This window comes from Coleofasciculus sp., from assembly GCF_046565525.1.
Taxonomy (GTDB): domain Bacteria; phylum Cyanobacteriota; class Cyanobacteriia; order Cyanobacteriales; family Coleofasciculaceae; genus Coleofasciculus.
Genome location: NZ_JBKHUP010000067.1, coordinates 1 through 18,199 on the forward strand (window position 1 = coordinate 1; position 18,199 = coordinate 18,199).

The 18,199-nt window shown below is 45.7% G+C and carries 15 protein-coding genes; 11 read left to right on the top strand and 4 right to left on the bottom strand.

Translation table 11 applies throughout. The features are described from left to right. Positions 1 to 206 precede the first annotated feature (206 nt). Positions 207 to 824: a HEAT repeat domain-containing protein gene (locus tag ACLGGO_RS22495; RefSeq protein ID WP_446420979.1), complete on the top strand. Its 618-nt coding sequence runs from the start codon at positions 207 to 209 to the stop codon at positions 822 to 824. Here ACLGGO_RS22495 and ACLGGO_RS22500 read toward each other — a convergent pair. The 3 genes from ACLGGO_RS22500 to ACLGGO_RS22510 all read right to left on the bottom strand — a co-directional run bounded on the left by ACLGGO_RS22500 (position 821) and on the right by ACLGGO_RS22510 (position 2,670). Further along, complete coding sequence (locus ACLGGO_RS22500) at positions 821 to 1,207, bottom strand: chromosome segregation ATPase (protein WP_446354778.1); 387 nt, start codon at positions 1,205 to 1,207, stop codon at positions 821 to 823. The genes ACLGGO_RS22495 and ACLGGO_RS22500 overlap by 4 nt on opposite strands. A 23-nt stretch (positions 1,208 to 1,230) precedes the next feature. After that, complete coding sequence (locus ACLGGO_RS22505; protein WP_446354776.1) at positions 1,231 to 1,557, bottom strand: hypothetical protein; 327 nt, start codon at positions 1,555 to 1,557, stop codon at positions 1,231 to 1,233. A gap of 153 nt (positions 1,558 to 1,710) precedes the next feature. Further along, on the bottom strand, positions 1,711 to 2,670 hold the full coding sequence (locus ACLGGO_RS22510; protein WP_446420980.1) for an orange carotenoid protein N-terminal domain-containing protein: 960 nt from the start codon (positions 2,668 to 2,670) through the stop codon (positions 1,711 to 1,713). Between the two features lie 741 nt (positions 2,671 to 3,411). On the opposite strand from ACLGGO_RS22510, the gene ACLGGO_RS22515 reads away from it, so the two are divergent. Further along, positions 3,412 to 3,999 carry a hypothetical protein gene (locus tag ACLGGO_RS22515; RefSeq protein ID WP_446420981.1) on the top strand — a complete coding sequence of 196 codons (588 nt, stop codon included), beginning with the start codon at positions 3,412 to 3,414 and terminating at the stop codon, positions 3,997 to 3,999. A 175-nt stretch (positions 4,000 to 4,174) separates the two neighbouring features. Next, positions 4,175 to 4,924: a phycobilisome rod-core linker polypeptide gene (locus ACLGGO_RS22520; RefSeq protein ID WP_446338205.1), complete on the top strand. Its 750-nt coding sequence runs from the start codon at positions 4,175 to 4,177 to the stop codon at positions 4,922 to 4,924. On the opposite strand, the gene ACLGGO_RS22525 is transcribed toward ACLGGO_RS22520, so the two are convergent. Next, positions 4,914 to 5,915 carry an RluA family pseudouridine synthase gene (locus tag ACLGGO_RS22525; RefSeq protein ID WP_446420982.1) on the bottom strand — a complete coding sequence of 334 codons (1,002 nt, stop codon included), beginning with the start codon at positions 5,913 to 5,915 and terminating at the stop codon, positions 4,914 to 4,916. The two genes, ACLGGO_RS22520 and ACLGGO_RS22525, sit on opposite strands and share 11 nt — an antisense overlap. 414 nt (positions 5,916 to 6,329) lie before the next feature. Here ACLGGO_RS22525 and ACLGGO_RS22530 point away from each other — a divergent pair, with 414 nt between their 5' ends. The 8 genes from ACLGGO_RS22530 (at position 6,330) to ACLGGO_RS22565 (ending at position 18,072) form a co-directional block, all read left to right on the top strand. Beyond that, positions 6,330 to 7,871, top strand: coding sequence for a sensor histidine kinase (locus tag ACLGGO_RS22530; protein WP_446420983.1), 1,542 nt, complete (start codon positions 6,330 to 6,332; stop codon positions 7,869 to 7,871). Beyond that, positions 7,849 to 8,517: a response regulator transcription factor gene (locus tag ACLGGO_RS22535; RefSeq protein ID WP_446420984.1), complete on the top strand. Its 669-nt coding sequence runs from the start codon at positions 7,849 to 7,851 to the stop codon at positions 8,515 to 8,517. Before ACLGGO_RS22530 ends, ACLGGO_RS22535 begins: the two co-directional genes overlap by 23 nt. A gap of 245 nt (positions 8,518 to 8,762) precedes the next feature. Next, the gene (locus ACLGGO_RS22540) at positions 8,763 to 10,205 is read left to right on the top strand and encodes a glycosyltransferase family protein (protein ID WP_446420985.1); all 1,443 of its coding nucleotides are present in this window, start codon (positions 8,763 to 8,765) and stop codon (positions 10,203 to 10,205) included. Between the two features lie 74 nt (positions 10,206 to 10,279). Then, positions 10,280 to 11,617, top strand: a complete 1,338-nt coding sequence (locus ACLGGO_RS22545) for a glycosyltransferase (RefSeq protein ID WP_446421008.1) — start codon at positions 10,280 to 10,282, stop codon at positions 11,615 to 11,617. A gap of 355 nt (positions 11,618 to 11,972) precedes the next feature. Then, complete coding sequence (locus tag ACLGGO_RS22550; protein ID WP_446420986.1) at positions 11,973 to 13,241, top strand: glycosyltransferase family 4 protein; 1,269 nt, start codon at positions 11,973 to 11,975, stop codon at positions 13,239 to 13,241. Positions 13,242 to 13,258: 17 nt separating this feature from the next. Further along, positions 13,259 to 15,094, top strand: a complete 1,836-nt coding sequence (locus ACLGGO_RS22555; RefSeq protein ID WP_446420987.1) for an ABC transporter ATP-binding protein — start codon at positions 13,259 to 13,261, stop codon at positions 15,092 to 15,094. Positions 15,095 to 15,285: 191 nt separating this feature from the next. Further along, positions 15,286 to 16,311, top strand: coding sequence for a phosphotransferase (locus tag ACLGGO_RS22560; RefSeq protein ID WP_446420988.1), 1,026 nt, complete (start codon positions 15,286 to 15,288; stop codon positions 16,309 to 16,311). 168 nt (positions 16,312 to 16,479) lie between these two features. Next, positions 16,480 to 18,072 carry an iron uptake porin gene (locus ACLGGO_RS22565; protein ID WP_446420989.1) on the top strand — a complete coding sequence of 531 codons (1,593 nt, stop codon included), beginning with the start codon at positions 16,480 to 16,482 and terminating at the stop codon, positions 18,070 to 18,072. Positions 18,073 to 18,199: the final 127 nt, after the last annotated feature.

The window sequence follows — 18,199 nt, forward strand, 5'->3', positions numbered from 1 at the left end:
TTATCAGTTATCAGTTATCAGTTATCAGTTATCAGTTATCAGTTATCAGTTATCAGTTATCAGTTATCAGTTATCAGAAGATGGGGGAGATTGTGTAGGGGCGGATTTCACTACTATCTTTTCGGTTACACCCAGATGTAACTAAACCCGCCCCGACTGTACATAAGACGAATGACCAATGACCAATGACCAATGACCAATGACCAATGACAAATAACAAAGGACAAAAATTAAAACAAGCGGCTACGCCTAACGAAGCCGTAGAAGCGATTCAGACGTTAGTTGCTCAAGCGCAGCCTGCTAGCGATGACGTAATCACAGCCTTAATTGGGGCATTAAGTCATCATCATCCGGCTGTCCCAGCCGCCGCTGTAGACGGGTTAGTGAAATTGGGGTCAGCCAGCGTTAATCCTTTAATTGCCGCCTTTGAAGCCTCGGGTGACCAGGCTGTGCAAGCCCATATCATTCAGGCTTTAGCGCGAATTGGTGACCCAAAGGCGCTGAGTTTGTTAGAGGATATCGTCGGCACATCCGTCGCGAATCACTGTCAAGGAAATGTCCGGCGCGTAGCTGCACGCGGGTTAGGAAGGATTGGCAGTTTAGCCAAGGATGCAGCAATTATTAGTCAAGCCATAGACAAATTGACCTGGGCGTTACTGACACCAGAGGATTGGGCGCTGCGTTATGCTGCGATCGCGTCCTTACAAGATATTGCCCAGCCAGAAGTTATGCCTCCCTTACAACAGGCGTTGACTCAAGAGTCGGATCGGGTGGTACAAGCACGATTGAACCGCGCGATCGCACAGTTACAATCCATCATCTAGCTGCTCGCTGCCAACATTAGACTTACTTGTGCTTGTGGTAATGGTTTCGGTTCGATTCTCTGACAGGACTCAATCGTTTGAATGTGGGTTTGCACAGCTTTAAAGCTAGCCAAATTCAGTAAAACGATATCTTCGTACACTGAATCATCAGGAGTTTCAACCGCTAAAATTAGATCGTTCAGTTGATTTTTTTCGATAACAACATTCAGACATCTCAAAAATAAATCACGTTTCTTATGGCGAACATTGACCAAGTACCAATTGCTGTGAACAGGGGGCGGTTCTCCTGGCGGCTCGATAGGTTTGAGAGGTGGTAATTCCAAAACTACTAAAAGTCCTTTAAGTTTGCTAACTAAGGCATCCGGGTTTCCGGATTTAAACATTCAGATTATAGCAAAGCGGAAGGTTACATCCGAGCCAGGGCAGTTATTTTAGCCAGTTTGCTCTGATCTAGACCGCTCAAATCTTCCAGTTTTAGCCACTCTTGTTTAACTAACCTAGCGAAAAGAAACAGGAGAGCGGAATAGTCATAGTCGTACTTACCATCAATATCGTGCCGCCTTGCACTCAAAAAATCGTGCAGACGCCAAACCTGATCGAGTTCAGTAATTCCACTGGCGTATTCCCGCACCTGTGTGATCAAAGCATTAGTTTCTCGTTGATACGCTTTCTCAAAAGCATCTTTTGCGATTTGTTGCTCTACGTCAGACCAAATAGTTTCGTTTACTTGCATTGTCCAGTGTTTTGAACACTCCCAACCCATAAGAGCAGGGAGTGCTCACTCAATCATTTACAACGTGCTACGATTTACTCCTACTCAACATGGCTTTAGATAAGCTCCTCTAGAAGTTCAAACTGACTCTTATGAGTACAGTTTTTAGAGTTGTTACCGAGTTAAGTTGAGTAACTCCTTCGGCGAGGCTAATAAATCAATTGCCACAAAGTAGACTTTGTTCTCAGAGTTAAGCAAGAACCGCCATGCCATATTCATTCCCACCCCGGCACCAAACCAAGGAGTTTGAACTTTACCTGTGACTTTGATCTGAGTATAACCCTCTTGTGCCGATTCAGAAACACCTTGTTCCGGCATCAGCTTCAGGTTCTGGCATTCTTCCCGGAAGAAGCGGTAGACGGCGTCTTTACCAATGATCGGTCTTTGGAACGGAGGTTGCAGCGCTCCATCATCAGTGAACAGTTGGATCAGGGCGTCAAAGTCATTGGCATTCATGTAATTCATGTAGCTCAACACCGTCGGGTTGTCAACTCCCTGGATCGTCACCGACGTCCGTTGGGACATTTGCTTAGGTGGAACGATTGGCTCAGTGACTTTTTTGTAGCTACCCAGTTTACTCGGATCAAACCCCATATCCACAACCGCATTCCGCAGCACCGTAATTTGCTGTCCCGGATCTAAGTTACGAATGGCTTGTAGCACGGCGGCTGCATTGGCGGATAGCCGATAACCCTCTGGAATAGGTGCGACTGTCCCCTGTTCCATCCATTGTCCTAGCTGATACCAAAAGCCCAGCTTGATATTAGCCGACCAACTGGCATAAGTACGGCTAATCGGCGCATCGGCGCGGTTTGCCAAGTCACACATGACCTGAGTTTGCTCTTGGAAAGACATTTGCCGAATTTGATTCAAGGTTCCTTCTGCAAGCACCATGCTTGCGGCTCCTGGCGCAGCGATGGTGATGGTTTTTCCCATCTCCAGGTAAGCAAACCAGATTAAAGCTAATTGATCTTCAGCGTTAAGTTGAGTGAAACGGGCAATCGTGGCTGGTACAGCATCGGCTGTTAGGGTTTCAGGAAATATACTACGAGCTGAATCAATGGTAAAAGGCATAAGACTCTCCTAGTAGGAAAATTTATCAAAATGCTACGTAAGCGCCTGTCCTGAGCTGTTTTGGACTCTCTAGGGCAGGCATAAAATCTCTTCGCTAAAAACAATAGTAACAAATTGTAAGTAAGTGTAAATATATATTTAGATTTTTTTGTATCTTTTTTGGCAGTTTTTTATCCGCTACAAGTGCTTATCATTTTCATCAGACTTATCTATCATTATTTGGGAAATTGGGAAACCTGTCAAAATGTCTCTATGGGGGTAAAGTCCTGAAAGCTTGATTGGTAGTGGTTTCAGCTTGCTTGTCACCCCATCAGCAGTTAGAATTTATCTAATTGTGGGGGGAGAGGGGGAGCAATAAGACCCACGCCATAATTTTTAATTGGGCGTTGGGATACACTGGACTCCCCCAAGATCAATGTGGTAAATTGACATCATCCTTCGATACATCTGCTCACAAAGCTAGTTGAAATTGCTGCACCGTGAGTTGATTCTCGAATTTGATAATCAACAACCAACGCAAATCAAACTAATCAGTACCGCCGGGCTAGCGGGAATGGAAACTGCCTGTGCAGACGGTCTACCGGAGACCCAAATGTACTCGTCTGAGTCTAGGTAAGTGTCGAAATCCCGCAAGGCTTCCGCCGTGAGCGTCAGCCGAACGGGAAAAACCAGGAAATCCAATTTGTGAAGCTTGGAAGCTCACACCAGAATCTTTGATTTGGTGTGGGAGCATGTCACGAAATGTTTGAGCAGCGAGACAAAGTGAGTCCGTATTGGGTGGAGAAATCCCAGAGTATAAATGAACCGTTGGTACGTGGCTATGAGTACCTAGAGGCTGTACGTCAGCTAGCATTAGAGCCACGTATGGTTGATATCAGTGATAATCATCGGGTACGCGATCGCATCTGTACCTGGATTGGTTATAACATTGATACAGTCAACGCTGAACTCAATTCTTGTCTCAACGCCTGTCATGACTGTTTTCATCCAGAATTGCGTCGTCCGATCCAGATCGGGGCAGCGCCGTTAGCCCAGGAGTATGGGATTGATGGCTTTTGTAACATTCTCCTCAATCCAGTTACCATCCTCATTGATGTGGGACGAACAGCACCGCCCGATTGGTTAGGTATCGTCGTCCATGAATATGCCCATGCTCATTTAGGATCTCCCGGTCATGATCGGCGGTTTTTTGAAGTTTTGTCTCATCTTTGCTTAGGACTTGGATTAAGACCTCCAGTCTGGCAACCTGATTTGGAAAACTATTTGCGAAATTGGCCCCACTGTCGCTCACTAGCAAATCCCTTGGCGTTCTGGATGGGTTACTTTTAGTTGGGAACGGGGAGATGGGGGAGCACAGGTGCGGAGGAGATGAGGGAAAAGATTCCCAATGAACAATGACCAATGACCAATGACTAATGACTAATTTTGTAAGAAGGTTACATAATCTGTTATATATTTGAAAGTTAAGGTTTGTAAGATTTTCTAAGATTACGGAGATTTAAACGTGGCGCTACCTTTATTAAGCTACACTCCGGTAAGTCAAAATCAGCGTGTCGCTGGTTATGAAGTACCGGGGGATGAGCAACCAAGGATTTACACAACAGAGAACATCCTGTTCGGCACAGACATGGATGAATTGATCGAAGCGGCATACCGTCAGATCTTCTTCTATGCTTTTGCTTGGGATCGGGAACGGTTCCTAGAATCCCAACTCCGCAACGGTCAACTGACGGTGCGGGATTTCATTCGTGGCTTGCTGCTGTCGAAAACCTTCTACAACAGCTTCTACGAGAAAAACAGCAATTATCGCTTTGTTGAACAGTGCGTGCAACGGGTATTAGGGCGCGATGTTTACAACGAACGCGAAAAAATTGCTTGGTCTATCGTTGTGGCGACCAAGGGGATTAAGGGCTTTGTTGATCAACTACTCAACAGCGAAGAGTACCTGACCAACTTTGGTTATGACACCGTTCCCTATCAACGGCGTCGTGTATTGCCCGGTCGCCGTCAAGGTGAAAGACCCTTTAACATTAAATCACCCCGCTACGACGGCTACTACCGCGCTCAACTGGGCTTCCCCCAAATTATTTGGCAGAACGAAGTACGCCGCTTTGTCCCGCAAGACAAGCAGGCTAAAGCAGGTGATCCTACGAACTTCCTGGATATGGCACGGGGAGTTAATGCCCAACCCAATCCACTTCCCCGCGTGTCTGCCCAGAATATCGATTACATGTCCCGTGTACCTAAGCGTTAGGGAAGGGAACGGATGAAGCACGCCGTCGCAGTACGGTTAGGAGTGTGTTAAAGGCTGGGGGGAGAGGGGCAATGACCTCAATCCAGTCCCCAGGTTTATTGCCCGTCCTTTGGTCTCCTTGGTTAGGAGAGAGGGGACGGGCAATTGTATTGGGATGCTGTAACCGCAGTCGCCATGCATGAAGTGCCTGTCCAGGGAGATTGACGCCGATATCTCGACCTTTACTATAAACGGGGTCCCCGATGATAGGGTGTCCGATATGGGCAGTGTGGACGCGAATTTGATGGGTTCGTCCGGTTTCGAGTTGGAAGTGGATTAGGGTGTAGTTGCCCAGGCGTTCTTTAATCTGCCAATGGGTAATTGCAGAGCGTCCACCTTTTTCTAGGGGAACGACTGCCATTTTTTTGCGATCGCTCGGATGACGTCCGATGGGCAGGTCAATTGTACCTGTCTCGGTTGAGGGAGAACCATAGACAACGCCGAGATAGTCTCGACCGGCGGTTTTGGCTTTGAGTTGGGCTTGTAGGTGGTGGTGGGCGTGGTCAGTTTTGGCGATCGCGATCGCGCCGGTGGTATCTTTGTCTAAACGATGGACAATTCCGGGACGTTGTACGCCACCAATTCCAGCTAAGTTGGGGCAATGGGCAAGCAGGGCATTGACAAGTGTGCCGTTTTCGTGTCCAGGGGCGGGATGCACGACTAAGTTAGCGGGTTTGTTGACAATCAGGATTTGGTCATCTTCATAGAGGATATCCAGGGGAATTGCTTCTGGTTTTAGCTCTAAGGGTTTGGCGTCGGGGATAGTGAGGTGGATAGAGTCTCCAGGTTGAATCGTGGCTTTTTTTGAGGTGCAGAGGTTATCGTTGAGCTGCACATTCCCTTCTTCAATCAGTTTTTGGATTCGAGAACGAGATAGATCGGGTAATTGTTGGGCAAGATAGCGATCGAGTCGCTCACTGTTTTGTTGGCAGTATACATTAATTTCTTTCACGCTTGTTTGACTTATTTGTGTCCTATAGACCCAATTTAACCTTAAGCCGTAGTGGCGTGGCACACCTTATTTGGTGGATTAGAATTGTAGGGGCGCACGGTGTGCGCCCCATTTAATCGTCAAATCTATCCCACAATTTTAGTTGTGTCAGTCCAGTAGAGTGGGCAGTACCCACCAACCTTAAGTCAGTACCTACAAAGTTGACATACACCCTCAAGTCGGGGCGGGTTTAGTTACATCTGGGTCAGGTAAGAAACGATAGTGGTGAAACCCGCCCCTACACCCAACTCAAATTTAGTTTACCTTATTTTGGTATTAAATTTTAAACAATTTATAAAAAGTAGAAATTTATGACTTTATCGACAGCATCTGAATTATCAAATTCGCTAAAATCAACATCAGGTTTTGTAACTCATGAACGACCAGGGAACAGACGTGACTAAGCTGGGTAACAACCTCACCTCAGCCAACTTTGAGCAAAATCATGAGGCGAGTAAAACTAAAAGGTGTTGGGGTTGGCGTCATCTATTTTGGGAAGCACGAACTCGTATTCTTGTCTGGTATGTCCTGCTAATGGTTTGCTTTACGGCTACATCAGTTGGGCTGATTCGTCAAGTTCTATTTAAGGAGGTATACAAACGAATCGACGGCTATCTCATCCAAGAGATGCAGGAGTTTCAGCAATTACTCCAACAAGGAAAAAACCCCTTTACTGGTCAGCCGTTTGACGATGATATAACCACTTTATTTGATGTATTTCTATCCCGTAATATTCCCAATGACGGAGAGTTTCTGCTGACAATTGTGGATGGTCAATTCTACAAATCCAGCCCAAAAGCACTACCCGCTCCGCTGCAACCGGATTCAGAGCTACTTAAAGGCTGGAGTAATCTGACAAAATCGACAAAAGGTCAGGAAGAAACATCTGTTGGTTCTATCCTTTACTATGTCAAACCTGTGGAAATCGGTGGAGAACTTCGGGGACTGTTCATTGTCGCCAATTCCATCGCGGGTGAAGAGGAAGAAATTAATGAAGTGATTGTGGTGATTATTGAGGTAACCTTGATCGTCATGGTTGCGGCTTTCGTCGTGGCTTGGATTGCCGCTGGACGAGTGTTAGCCCCCCTACGTTCGATCACAGAAACGGCGCGTTCGATTAGTGAAACGGATTTGACCCAACGTATTCCTCTACAAGGCTACGGTGAAATGGCTGAACTGACAATCACGCTGAATCAAATGCTGGATCGTGTGCAAAGAGCTTTTACCAGCCAACGAGACTTTATCAATGATGCGAGTCACGAACTGCGGACACCAATTACCATTATCCGAGGTCATCTGGAATTATGGGACGATGACCCAAAAGCCCAACAGGAAACATTAGAATTAGTCTTGGATGAATTGGATCGGATGAACCGATTTGTTAATGATTTACTCCTGTTGGCGAAAGCAGAATGGCGAGATTTTTTACACGTTGAAACAATAGATATTGACTCATTCACCGAGGAACTTTTTGCTAAAGCCAAAGCCTTAGCCGAACGAGACTGGCAATTGGATGCGATCGCGTCTGGTCGAATTGTCGCCGATCGTCAGCGCCTCACGCAAGCAATCATGAATCTGGCTGAAAATGCTACCCAACACACCAAGGCGGGAGAGCAAATCGCCTTGGGTTCTGCGATCAATCGCCACAACGCCTATTTCTGGGTTCGCGATACTGGAAAAGGAATTGAATTAGCTAACCAAAAGCGGATTTTTGAGCGATTTGCCCGACTCCCTAATAGTCGTCGTTGTTCTGAAGGCGCGGGTTTAGGATTGTCTATCGTTCAAGCGATCGCCCAAGCGCATCAGGGTCAAGTGAAACTCAAAAGCAGACTTGGTGCTGGCACTCAATTTACAATTGTTATCCCTCTAGAGCCAAAACAGGATATCCTACCCGATGAATCGAATTCTGATTGCTGAAGATGAACCCCGGATTGCCGCATTTATCGAGAAGGGGCTGCGATCTAACGGATTTACCACCAGCGTCGCTACCGATGCGGGGGAGACGCTGGCTATGGTTCTCTCCCACGAATTTGACCTGCTGATCATGGATTTGGGGCTTCCAGGCAAAGATGGTTTACAGATCCTAGAGGAGTTACGGGGTCAAGGAGAACAGATCCCGATTATTATTCTCACCGCCCGTGATGACATCCATGATAAGGTGGCTGGATTGGAGGGAGGGGCTGATGATTACATGACGAAGCCCTTTCAGTTTGCAGAACTCTTAGCCCGGGTGCGCCTGCGGTTGCGTAATAACTATTTGCCCAAAGCCCAAGAGGAGACGGTACTGAGTACAGGGGAAGTTACTTTAGATTTACTGACTCGTCAGGTTTATGTCAAGGGTCAGCTCGTTGAGCTATCTGCGCGAGAATTTACCCTTGCAGAAACCCTGTTACGCCATCGAGGGCAAGTGATGAGTCGAGAGCGGTTACTCAGTCATGTTTGGGGGTATGATTACGATCCGGGTTCCAATATCGTCGATGTTTATATTGGATATCTGCGTAAGAAGTTAGGGAGTGACTTAATTGAAACCGTCAGAGGGATGGGTTATCGCCTCCGCACTTGATCAGACGCTTTACCTGTACAAATTCATAAACAATCCATGTAGAGACGTTCCATGGAACGTCTCTACAGTTTGACAAACATGAAAGATTTCTCATGAAAGTCTCATGTACTCTTAACAAAGCTTAATTAAATTAAAGTTAAGTAAACGTAAAGCACATTTCGTGTAGAAATCCGAGTTTCTAATCCTACGTCCATCAAAGGCTGATTCAACAGCTCACACAAAGCTTGGAGTACAAGGAGAGAACGATGTCAGCACACCAGCCAAGACTCGGAAGTTATTTACACACACAAGGATATTCCCGTATTGAGTCGCCAACCTTAAGGATTCAACCACATCTTCATTTAGAGGAGCGAACCAGTGGTGCGACTGATGCAGCTCATACTGGCTGGTTTTCCCATCTAGCTCCAGCGATTGTCCAGCCGAATAGGGTGAGAACTCGGAAATTGCGGGTGGTGTTGTACTCTCATGATACGATGGGTTTGGGTCATAAGCGACGCAACTTATTAATTGCCCAAACCCTTGCCCAGTCTGCTTTACCCACAGACATTCTGCTGATTAGTGGCATGAGTGAGGCAAGTAATCTGCATATCCCTGATGGCGTAGACTATGTGGCGCTTCCCGCCCTGCATAAAGGAACGAATGGAGAGTATCAATCCCGTCGCTTGGATCTCTCGCTTCAGCACATTGTCAATCTCCGCGCTAATATTATTCGGGCTACTGTCGAATCCTTTCAACCGGATGTCTTCATTGTCGATAATGTGCCACGAGGGGCAATTCGAGAATTAGATTTAACCCTAGAGTATTTGCATACTCAAACAGACACCCGTTGTGTTCTGGGTTTACGGGATGTCCTCGATGATCCGATAAAAGTACAACACGAATGGCAGCAGGCGGCTAATGAAGAAATTATTCGCAGATATTATGATGCCGTGTGGATTTACGGTGATCCTAGAATCTCAGATCTGGTTGAGGATTGTAAATTTTCCCCAGATATAGCGGCTAAAGTACAGTATACTGGCTGTTTTGACCAGCGCAAACGACTGGAATTTGTGGATAATTCTGACGTTGACCTCTTAGCGAGACTGAACCTCCCCCCTGGGCGGTTGGCGCTCTGTATGGTTGGCGGAGGACAAGATGGGGATAAGCTAGCTGAAACTTTTGCCCAAGTGAGTTTACCTCCAGACACCAATGGGGTGATTTTAACCGGTCCATTTATGCCCCTTTCAGTGCGTCAACACTTACACGAAATGGCGGCGAAACATCCCCGTTTACGAGTGCTGGAGTTTCTGGCTGAACCAACCCAACTGTTGAATCGGGCGGATTGTGTAATTACGATGGGCGGCTACAACACCACTTATGAAGTTCTTTCCTTTGACAAACCCGCGCTAATTGTACCACGAGTCAAACCGCGACGGGAACAGTTAATTCGGGCTAAACGGTTACAGGATTTGGGATTAATTGATATGCTGCATCCCGATGATGTCACTCCCACCGCCTTAAGTGAATGGCTGTCGCGGACTATCGGAACATCGACACACCGACGCGATCGCATCGATTTCCATGGGCTTGCACGTTTGCCTCACTTCCTCGAATCCGTCGTGGCTTCCCCCATTGTTTCCATGGCTAATGCTCCGGTGATGTCGTTGATGGATAAAACGGATCAAATCGGGGCGGGTTTAGTCAGTTAGTGGTTTGAGCCGGAGCGTTATCGGTAAAACCCGCCCCTACACATTCACAATTTACCCAATCCCCCATTCAAATGATGCTTTCCACACAATTAAACCGCATTGGTTATGTCCTCAAGCGTTATCCGCGCTACTCAGAAACATTCGTCGTCAATGAGATTTTAGCCCATGAAGCCGCTGGATTAGAAATAGAAATATTTGCCCTGCGCCCTCCGGCTGAGACTCATTTTCAAAATATTATCTCTCAAGTCCGCGCTCCCGTTTACTATATTCGTAAACCCATCCAAGGGCGAGTAAGTGATTCTCTCAATAGCCTTAACCCAACAGCCGCTAGCTTCTTCTGGGCAGAACTTCAGGAAGCCAGTAAAGTTATCCCCAATTTTTGGGCAAAGTTAGAGTTTGCTCAAGGGGAAAAAGCCAGTACCGTTTATCAAGCCGCTTGGTTAGCACGAGAGGTTCGGTTAAAAAACATTCATCATTTACATGCTCACTTTGGTACAGTGGCAACCAGTGTCGCTCGTCTGGCTGCCCACTTTGCCGGAATAACCTACACTTTCACCGCTCATGCTAAGGATATTTTCCATAAAAGTGTCGAACCAGAAGACATGAAACGGAAGCTGCAAGATGCGGCAAGTGTGATTACGGTTAGTGACTATAATCTCAACTATTTACAACAGACATACAGTACAGCCGCCGCCCATATCCAGCGAATTTATAATGGCTTAAATTTAAAGCAATTGGCGTATAAATCTCCCATAAATCGCCCACCCACAATTCTTTCAGTCAGTCGATTAGTGGAGAAAAAAGGGGTTTCGGTTTTAATTGACGCCTGTGCCATTCTTGCCCATCGCGGCTGTTCGTTTCATTGTCAAATTATTGGAGCAGGTTCATTAGCAGCGATTCTGCGAGAGCAAATTCAACGCCTCGGTTTACAATCAACCGTTGAAATTATCGGTTCACGTCCTCAAAATGAAGTATTTGAGCATATCCAGAATGCGGCTGTATTTGCTGCACCTTATATTATTGGCAGTGATGGAAATCGTGAGGGTTTACCAACAGTTTTACTGGAAGCGATGGCGCTGGGTACGCCTTGTGTGGCGACTGATGTAACGGGGATTCCAGAAGTTGTGCGTAATGAAGATACGGGATTGATGGTAGCTCAACATGATTCTCAGGTGTTGGCAAATGCCCTGGAACGCTTACTGATTAATCCAAGTTTACGGGTGAAACTGGCAACTAAAGCGCGGCAATTAATTGAGTCAGAGTTTGATATTCATCGTAATACTGCTGCTTTGCGAAATATTTTTAATCAAGTCGTTAATCCAGATAAGTTAAATTATTTTCCGGTAGTTTCTGATCATATCTCGCACCAGTCTCACCCAGGAGATCATATTAGTTTTGCACAAAACGTTTAAGTAGAAGTAGGTTGGGTTGAGCGATAGCGAAACCCTACAGGATATCTTGTCATTAGTCAAATAACCCTTTTATTCCAGACTTGGAACGGGGCGGGTTTATTAACATTAGGATCAAGAATAAACTTAAGTTGTGAAACCCGCCCCGACAACCCCATTTATTTTATCCCTGATACAGGGCTGGTTTAGGGACATCAGGATCAAGAATAAACTTAAGTTGTGAAACCCGCCCCTACAGCCACATTTATTTTATCCCTGATACAGGGCTGGTTTAGGGACATCAGGATCAAGAATAAAGTTAAATTGTAAAACCCGCCCCGACAATGTCCTTTTTTATCGTTTCTTGAGGATATAAATTATGCGAATTGCTTACGTTTGCGCTGATCCAGGTATTCCGGTTTTTGGTCAAAAAGGCTGCTCGATTCATGTTCAAGAGGTGATTCGCGCTTGGCTAAAACTAGGGATGCAGGTTGAGTTATTTGCCACCCGAATCGGTGGTGAGCCGCCACCCGGTTTAGAAACTATGATTGTTCATCGTTTACCGTCTATTCCCAAAGGTGAAATAGCTGTCCGTGAACAAGCTGCCCTATCTGCTAATAGGAATCTGCGTCTAACACTGGAAAAAAACGGTGTTTTTGACTTAGTTTATGAGCGTTACTCTCTGTGGAGTTTTGCCGGGATGGAGTATGCCCAGTCTATGGGAATACCAGGACTTTTAGAAGTCAATGCTCCCTTAATTCAAGAACAGGCAAAACATCGGGGATTAGTCAATCGCACCAGTGCTGAACAAGTAGCGCAGCGCGTATTTAGTACGGCGAGTGCAATTATTGCCGTTTCTGAAGAAATTAAGACTTATCTAGAAGCATATCTAGAAGTGGATCAACGAGTGCATGTGATTGCCAATGGTGTTAACCCAGAGCGTTTTTTTCGTGATATTAAATCGCCATTATCGATTCAGCAGGAAACATTCACCGTGGGATTTGTTGGCACGCTTAAGCCTTGGCATGGATTATCAATTTTAGTCGAAGCCTTTGACACCCTGCATCAAAACTATAGGAATACGGGACTACTGATTGTCGGCGATGGACCTGAACGGGAGAATTTAGTCACAGAATTGTCAGCACGCGGATTATTAGATGCCACTCATTTTACCGGAGCCGTTACTCCTGATAAAATTCCGGTACTTCTGGCGAAAATGACCGTTGCAGTTGCCCCTTATCCGCACCAATCTGACTTCTATTTTTCACCGTTAAAAGTCTATGAATATATGGCAGCCGGATTACCCGTGGTGGCGAGTCGTATTGGACAATTGAGAGAATTAATTGAGGATGAAATTAATGGTTTATTGTGTCCTCCAGGTGACGCCGTGGCGTTAGCCGCAACCCTAGAGCGCCTCTACCATAATCCTGAATTAGGCAAACAGCTAGGAAAAGCCGCCAGACAGACGATACAGCACCATCATACCTGGGATGCGATCGCGAAACGTTTATTAGAAATCGCGGGTATGACAGAGGGAGCAGAGGGTGTAGGGGCGGGTTTGACAGATAACATTTTGCACCAAACTGATAACTTGACAAAACCCGCCCTTCTAGGGGAACAGGGGAAGCCGATTGGGAATGACGAATGACGAATGACATAAGACAAATGACAAAAAAATCTATTCCTAGTTTTTGGCGAATATTACATCGCTTCGCCCCCTATCTTCAGAAACAAAGTTTACTCTTAATCACGGCGGGATTCGCTCTATTCGCTGAGGTAGTGTTGCGATTACTTGAACCTTGGCCCCTGAAGTTTGTTTTTGACTATATTTTAATTGATACTCCTGATGCAAATATTAGTATTTTAAATCGTTTTGAACCAGTAACATTGCTAACTCTCTCGGCTTTAGGGTTAATCGCCATCACCGCACTGCGAGCAATGGCATCTTACTGGAGTACCGTGAGTTTAGCCCTAGCAAGTAGCCGTATTTTAACTGAAATTCGCGAACAACTGTATCGCCATCTTCAGTGCCTATCTCTTTCCTACCATACTAAAGCCAGAAGTGGTGATTTATTAGTGCGAATCAGCACCGATACAACCCGATTACAAGAAATTGTCCTAACCGCCGTCATGCCCCTTATCGTCAGTATTCTGACACTCTTGGGTATGATTGGGATCATGGTTTGGATCGATCGCGATCTAACATTACTAGCATTAATCACCTTACCATTCTTTTGGTTCGCCGCCACCCGTCTGAGTGAGCGAATCCAGCAAGCCTCGCGTCAGCAGCGTCAGCGTGAGGGGGCTGTCGCCGCCACTCTAGCCGAGTCAATTAGTGCGATTAAATTGGTACAAGCCCTTTCCCTCCAAGACGCTTTCGCCAATGTCTTCTCCCAAGCCAATCATCGCAGTCTCAAGGAAAGTGTAAAAACCCAACGCTTATCCGCTAGCTTAGAACGTACTGTGGATGTGATCATTGCCATTGGTACAGCCATTGTCCTGTGGTACGGTGCTAGGTTAGCATTACGAGATAATCTCACCCCTGGAGATGTTCTAGTTTTCTTAACCTATCTCAAACAAGCCTTTAAACCGATACAGAACTTTGCTAAATATACCGGGCGACTATCAAAAGCGGTAGCCTCTGGGGAGCGTGTTTTAGACATTTTAGATGAAACACCAGAGATTAGCGATTCCCCATTTGCCATTGTCGCGCCTCCATTTCAAGGAGTTGTTCGATTTGATTGCGTTAGCTTTGCCTATCAAGCCGGTAATTCCTTACTCAAAGGGATTGAATTAGACGTAAAACCGGGACAACAAGTGGCTCTCGTGGGCACCTCTGGGAGTGGTAAATCGACACTTGTGAGCCTACTTTTGCGTCTGTATGACCCCAGCGAAGGGCGAGTCATGATTGATGGACGAGATATTCGTGACTATACCATCAAATCATTGCGGACTCAAATTAGTGTCGTCATGCAAGACAGTTTACTCTTTGCCGCCACCGTTTGGGAAAACATCGGCTATGGAGTACCCAATGCTACCCACGCCGAGATTGAAGCAGCAGTGCGTCTTGCCAATGCTCATGAATTTGTCGAAGCGCTTCCCCAAGGCTACGACACCATCTTAGGTGAGCGAGGTTCCACCCTCTCCGGGGGACAACGTCAACGTTTAGCCATAGCGCGAGCCGCCATTCGCAAAGCCCCCATTCTCATCCTCGATGAACCCACCACAGGTTTAGACAAACATAACGAAAAAGCCGTCATTACCGCCCTAGAAAGCGTAGCCAAAAACCGCACCACCTTCCTCATCACCCATGACTTAACCCTCGCCGCTCGTGCTGATTTAATTCTCTACATGGAAAACGGACAAATACTCGAACAAGGAACCCATTCTCAACTCATGCAACTCAATGGAAAATATACCAGCTTATATCAGATGCAATCTCCAGCCGATAAAGAAAGCAGAAGGCAAGACATAAACTTACAAAGGACAAGAAAACAATAACTATTAACACAGCACTCCAATCATTTCCCCTTATTCCTCCAACTTCCCCAACCCTTCATCCCAATCCCCCCAATACCTCTGCGCCCCTCTGCGCTTACCTCTGCGTACCTCTGCGTTAAAAAAACATCATTTCGACGCCACCAATTTAACCCCAATCACAAGTAAAGCATCAATCTAAAATCGTCAATCTCATGACCATTCCAGTAATCGATCCATTCAACATCACCACCGATCCAAACCTGTCATTCCTTACCGCAGCCCTTAACCCAATCACCGTCCAGCAAGAACTTACCAAAAACATACCACAACCCCTTCAAAAAAGCAACCTTTGTGCCATTAAAGTCATTCGCCACAAACCTGGACGTCGCTGCTTAATTGAATACAACCTAACAAACCCTAATCATTCCACCATTCCCATCACCCTGCTCGGTAAAGTACGGGCAAAAGGCACCGATTTTACAAGCTATCAACTCAACCAAGCCCTTTGGCATAGAGGATTTATAGACAATAGTAACGATGGCATTAGTATACCCGAACCCATCGGAGTAATTCCCAAATTTCAGATGTGGCTTCAGCGCAAAGTTCCCGGAGTAACCGCCACAAACTTACTTCCCCAAACCAATGGAATTCCCTTAGCTAAACACATTGCCGAAGCCATCCATAAATTACATCAAGCCAAAATTTCGCCCCAGCGTCGCCACACAATGGCAGATGAACTGCGAATTTTGCACGAACGTCTCCCCCTAGTCGCTCAACTCAAACCTCAGTGGCAAAACCGTTTGGAGAAAGTTATAGCTGGGTGCGATCGCGTGGCGGCGATGACCCCAGAACTGCAACGTTTAGGGATTCATCGCGACTTTTATTCTGAGCAAATTATTGTTGATGACACTCGCCTTTATTTACTGGATCTGGATTTATATTGTCAAGGCAATCCTGGCTTAGATATTGGTAATTTTATTGGACATATCACCGAGCAAAGTTTGCGGACGTTGGGGAATCCAGAGGCATTAATGGATCGAGAAAATGCGTTAGCAGAGAGATTTATTCAGCTCGCAGGTGAAGCCCTTATTCCTGCAATCCAGTCTTATACAACCTTGACCTTGGTGCGACATATTTACATCAGCACACAGTTTCCGGAACGGTGTCAATTTACCGAAACAATATTAGAACTGTGCGAACAACGTCTGGCGAAACATTTTAATTTTTCCCGAATGTAGGGGCAGTTTTTATAGATAGTATTAACCAGCTAAAACTGTGGAATAAATTTTACGATTAAATCCGGCGCATGTCGGTGGGCGCCCCTACAGTTTCTGGATGTAATGCTGATCTAAATTAACTGTGTCACCTCAGAAGTCAACCAACTCTAGCTAAGTTTTAAATGGAAGATGATTGTAAAACGTTTATCTCAAAAACTAGGGCTTGTGATGTCTGTTTTACTTTGTCCTATGATGGGAACAAATACCACTCTAGCCAAGGAGTTTCTACCAACAGATATTAATCACAATAGTTCCATCATAGAGGAACCCACTAATCTGGGGATGAACGCCATTACACCCGTGTCTGAGCTATCCGATGTCAGTGCTGATGATTGGGCATTTCAGGCGTTGCGATCGCTCATTGATCGCTATGGTTGTGTCACCGGATACCCCAATAACACCTATCGAGGGAATCAAGCCCTGACTCGCTATGAATTTGCCGCTGGATTAAAGGCTTGTCTAGATCACATTTATCAACAAAATGTCAACAGTACAACAAACTCAGTTTCCGCAAATGATCTAGAAACCCTGCAACGGTTACAACAGGATTTTGCTGTAGAATTAAGCACACTTACAGAACGGTTATACAACCTAGAAACTAGCACAACTCAATTAGAATCTCAGCAATTTTCTACCACGTCTGAATTAGAAGGAGAAGTTATTTTTGCGCTCAGTGGAGTTCAGGGTACAGAAAGAGCCGATGGAAGTGGTGAACCCATTGACGACAATCTTACATTTGGCAATCGCGTTCGCCTCACATTAGAAACGAGTTTTACCGGAAAAGATAGACTACAAATTCGTTTACAAGGTCGTTCTATTCCCGAATTTCAAGACGCAACAGGCACACAAATGGCGAATTTGGGGTTTGATGGAAATGATGACAATAAAGTCGAAATTGATGAATTAGAGTACCGATTTTTAGTCACTCCCCAAACCCAAGTGAGTTTGGGTACAGTAGGGATTGGGTTAGGTGATTTAATCCCCACCGTCAATCCTCTATTTAGCGGGAGTGGAGATGGTTCCATTTCTACCTTTGGGCGAGAGAATCCCATTCGCCGTCAAGGAGAAGGGGCAGGAATTGGCATTTCTCAAGACTTGGGTGAGTCTGTTAATCTAGCCTTGGGGTATGTTGCGATCGATGCGAATGAAGCTGATAATGGGATTTTGGGCAATGATACTTATGCTGCGATCGCGCAATTAACCTGGCAACCTCATGAAGTCGCGTCTTTAAGTTTCACTTATGCCCGTTCCTCGAATAGTTTTAATACGGGAACAGGTAGCGAATTAACCAGTGATCCGTTTAATCGCGATGCTGAAGACGTAATGGCTAATTCTTTCGCGGCTGAAGCCTCCATACGAGTCAATCCAGAATTTATTTTAGGCGGACGAATTGGTTTAATTCAAGCCCAGGCTAAGGACTTACCGGATCAACCCAATGCTAATATTTTAACCTGGGCAATGGTGTTAGCTTTGCCTGATTTTGGCAAAGAAGATAGTTTGGCAGGTATTATAATTGGTCAACCGCCGAAGATTCTTGATAATGAACTGGGTACGGATTTTGAGGATCGGGATACAGCTTTACATCTAGAAGCATTTTACCGTTTTCCCCTTAATGACGATATCGCGATTACTCCAGGAGTTTTTGTGATTACTAATCCAGAACACAATGATGATAATAATACGATTTATGTTGGCACTATCCGAGTTACATTGACGTTTTAATCTTGATTTAACCTTAACCTGTAGGGTGGGTTAGGCGGTACTTAATTGAGAAAACAAACCCTTCAATCTTATATCCGCCGTAACCCACCACGTTACCGTTTCTTTCCGAGTGAACTAGCGATGAGGA

Coding starts and splice junctions, on each gene's coding strand:
- ACLGGO_RS22545 (WP_446421008.1), top strand. CDS start 10,280: ATGCTTTCCACACAATTAAACCGCATTGGTTATGTCCTCAAGCGTTAT.
- ACLGGO_RS22505 (WP_446354776.1), bottom strand. CDS start 1,557: ATGCAAGTAAACGAAACTATTTGGTCTGACGTAGAGCAACAAATCGCA.
- ACLGGO_RS22500 (WP_446354778.1), bottom strand. CDS start 1,207: ATGTTTAAATCCGGAAACCCGGATGCCTTAGTTAGCAAACTTAAAGGA.
- ACLGGO_RS22560 (WP_446420988.1), top strand. CDS start 15,286: ATGACCATTCCAGTAATCGATCCATTCAACATCACCACCGATCCAAAC.
- ACLGGO_RS22535 (WP_446420984.1), top strand. CDS start 7,849: ATGAATCGAATTCTGATTGCTGAAGATGAACCCCGGATTGCCGCATTT.
- ACLGGO_RS22550 (WP_446420986.1), top strand. CDS start 11,973: ATGCGAATTGCTTACGTTTGCGCTGATCCAGGTATTCCGGTTTTTGGT.
- ACLGGO_RS22495 (WP_446420979.1), top strand. CDS start 207: ATGACAAATAACAAAGGACAAAAATTAAAACAAGCGGCTACGCCTAAC.
- ACLGGO_RS22515 (WP_446420981.1), top strand. CDS start 3,412: ATGTTTGAGCAGCGAGACAAAGTGAGTCCGTATTGGGTGGAGAAATCC.
- ACLGGO_RS22510 (WP_446420980.1), bottom strand. CDS start 2,670: ATGCCTTTTACCATTGATTCAGCTCGTAGTATATTTCCTGAAACCCTA.
- ACLGGO_RS22540 (WP_446420985.1), top strand. CDS start 8,763: ATGTCAGCACACCAGCCAAGACTCGGAAGTTATTTACACACACAAGGA.
- ACLGGO_RS22565 (WP_446420989.1), top strand. CDS start 16,480: ATGATTGTAAAACGTTTATCTCAAAAACTAGGGCTTGTGATGTCTGTT.
- ACLGGO_RS22555 (WP_446420987.1), top strand. CDS start 13,259: ATGACAAAAAAATCTATTCCTAGTTTTTGGCGAATATTACATCGCTTC.
- ACLGGO_RS22530 (WP_446420983.1), top strand. CDS start 6,330: ATGAACGACCAGGGAACAGACGTGACTAAGCTGGGTAACAACCTCACC.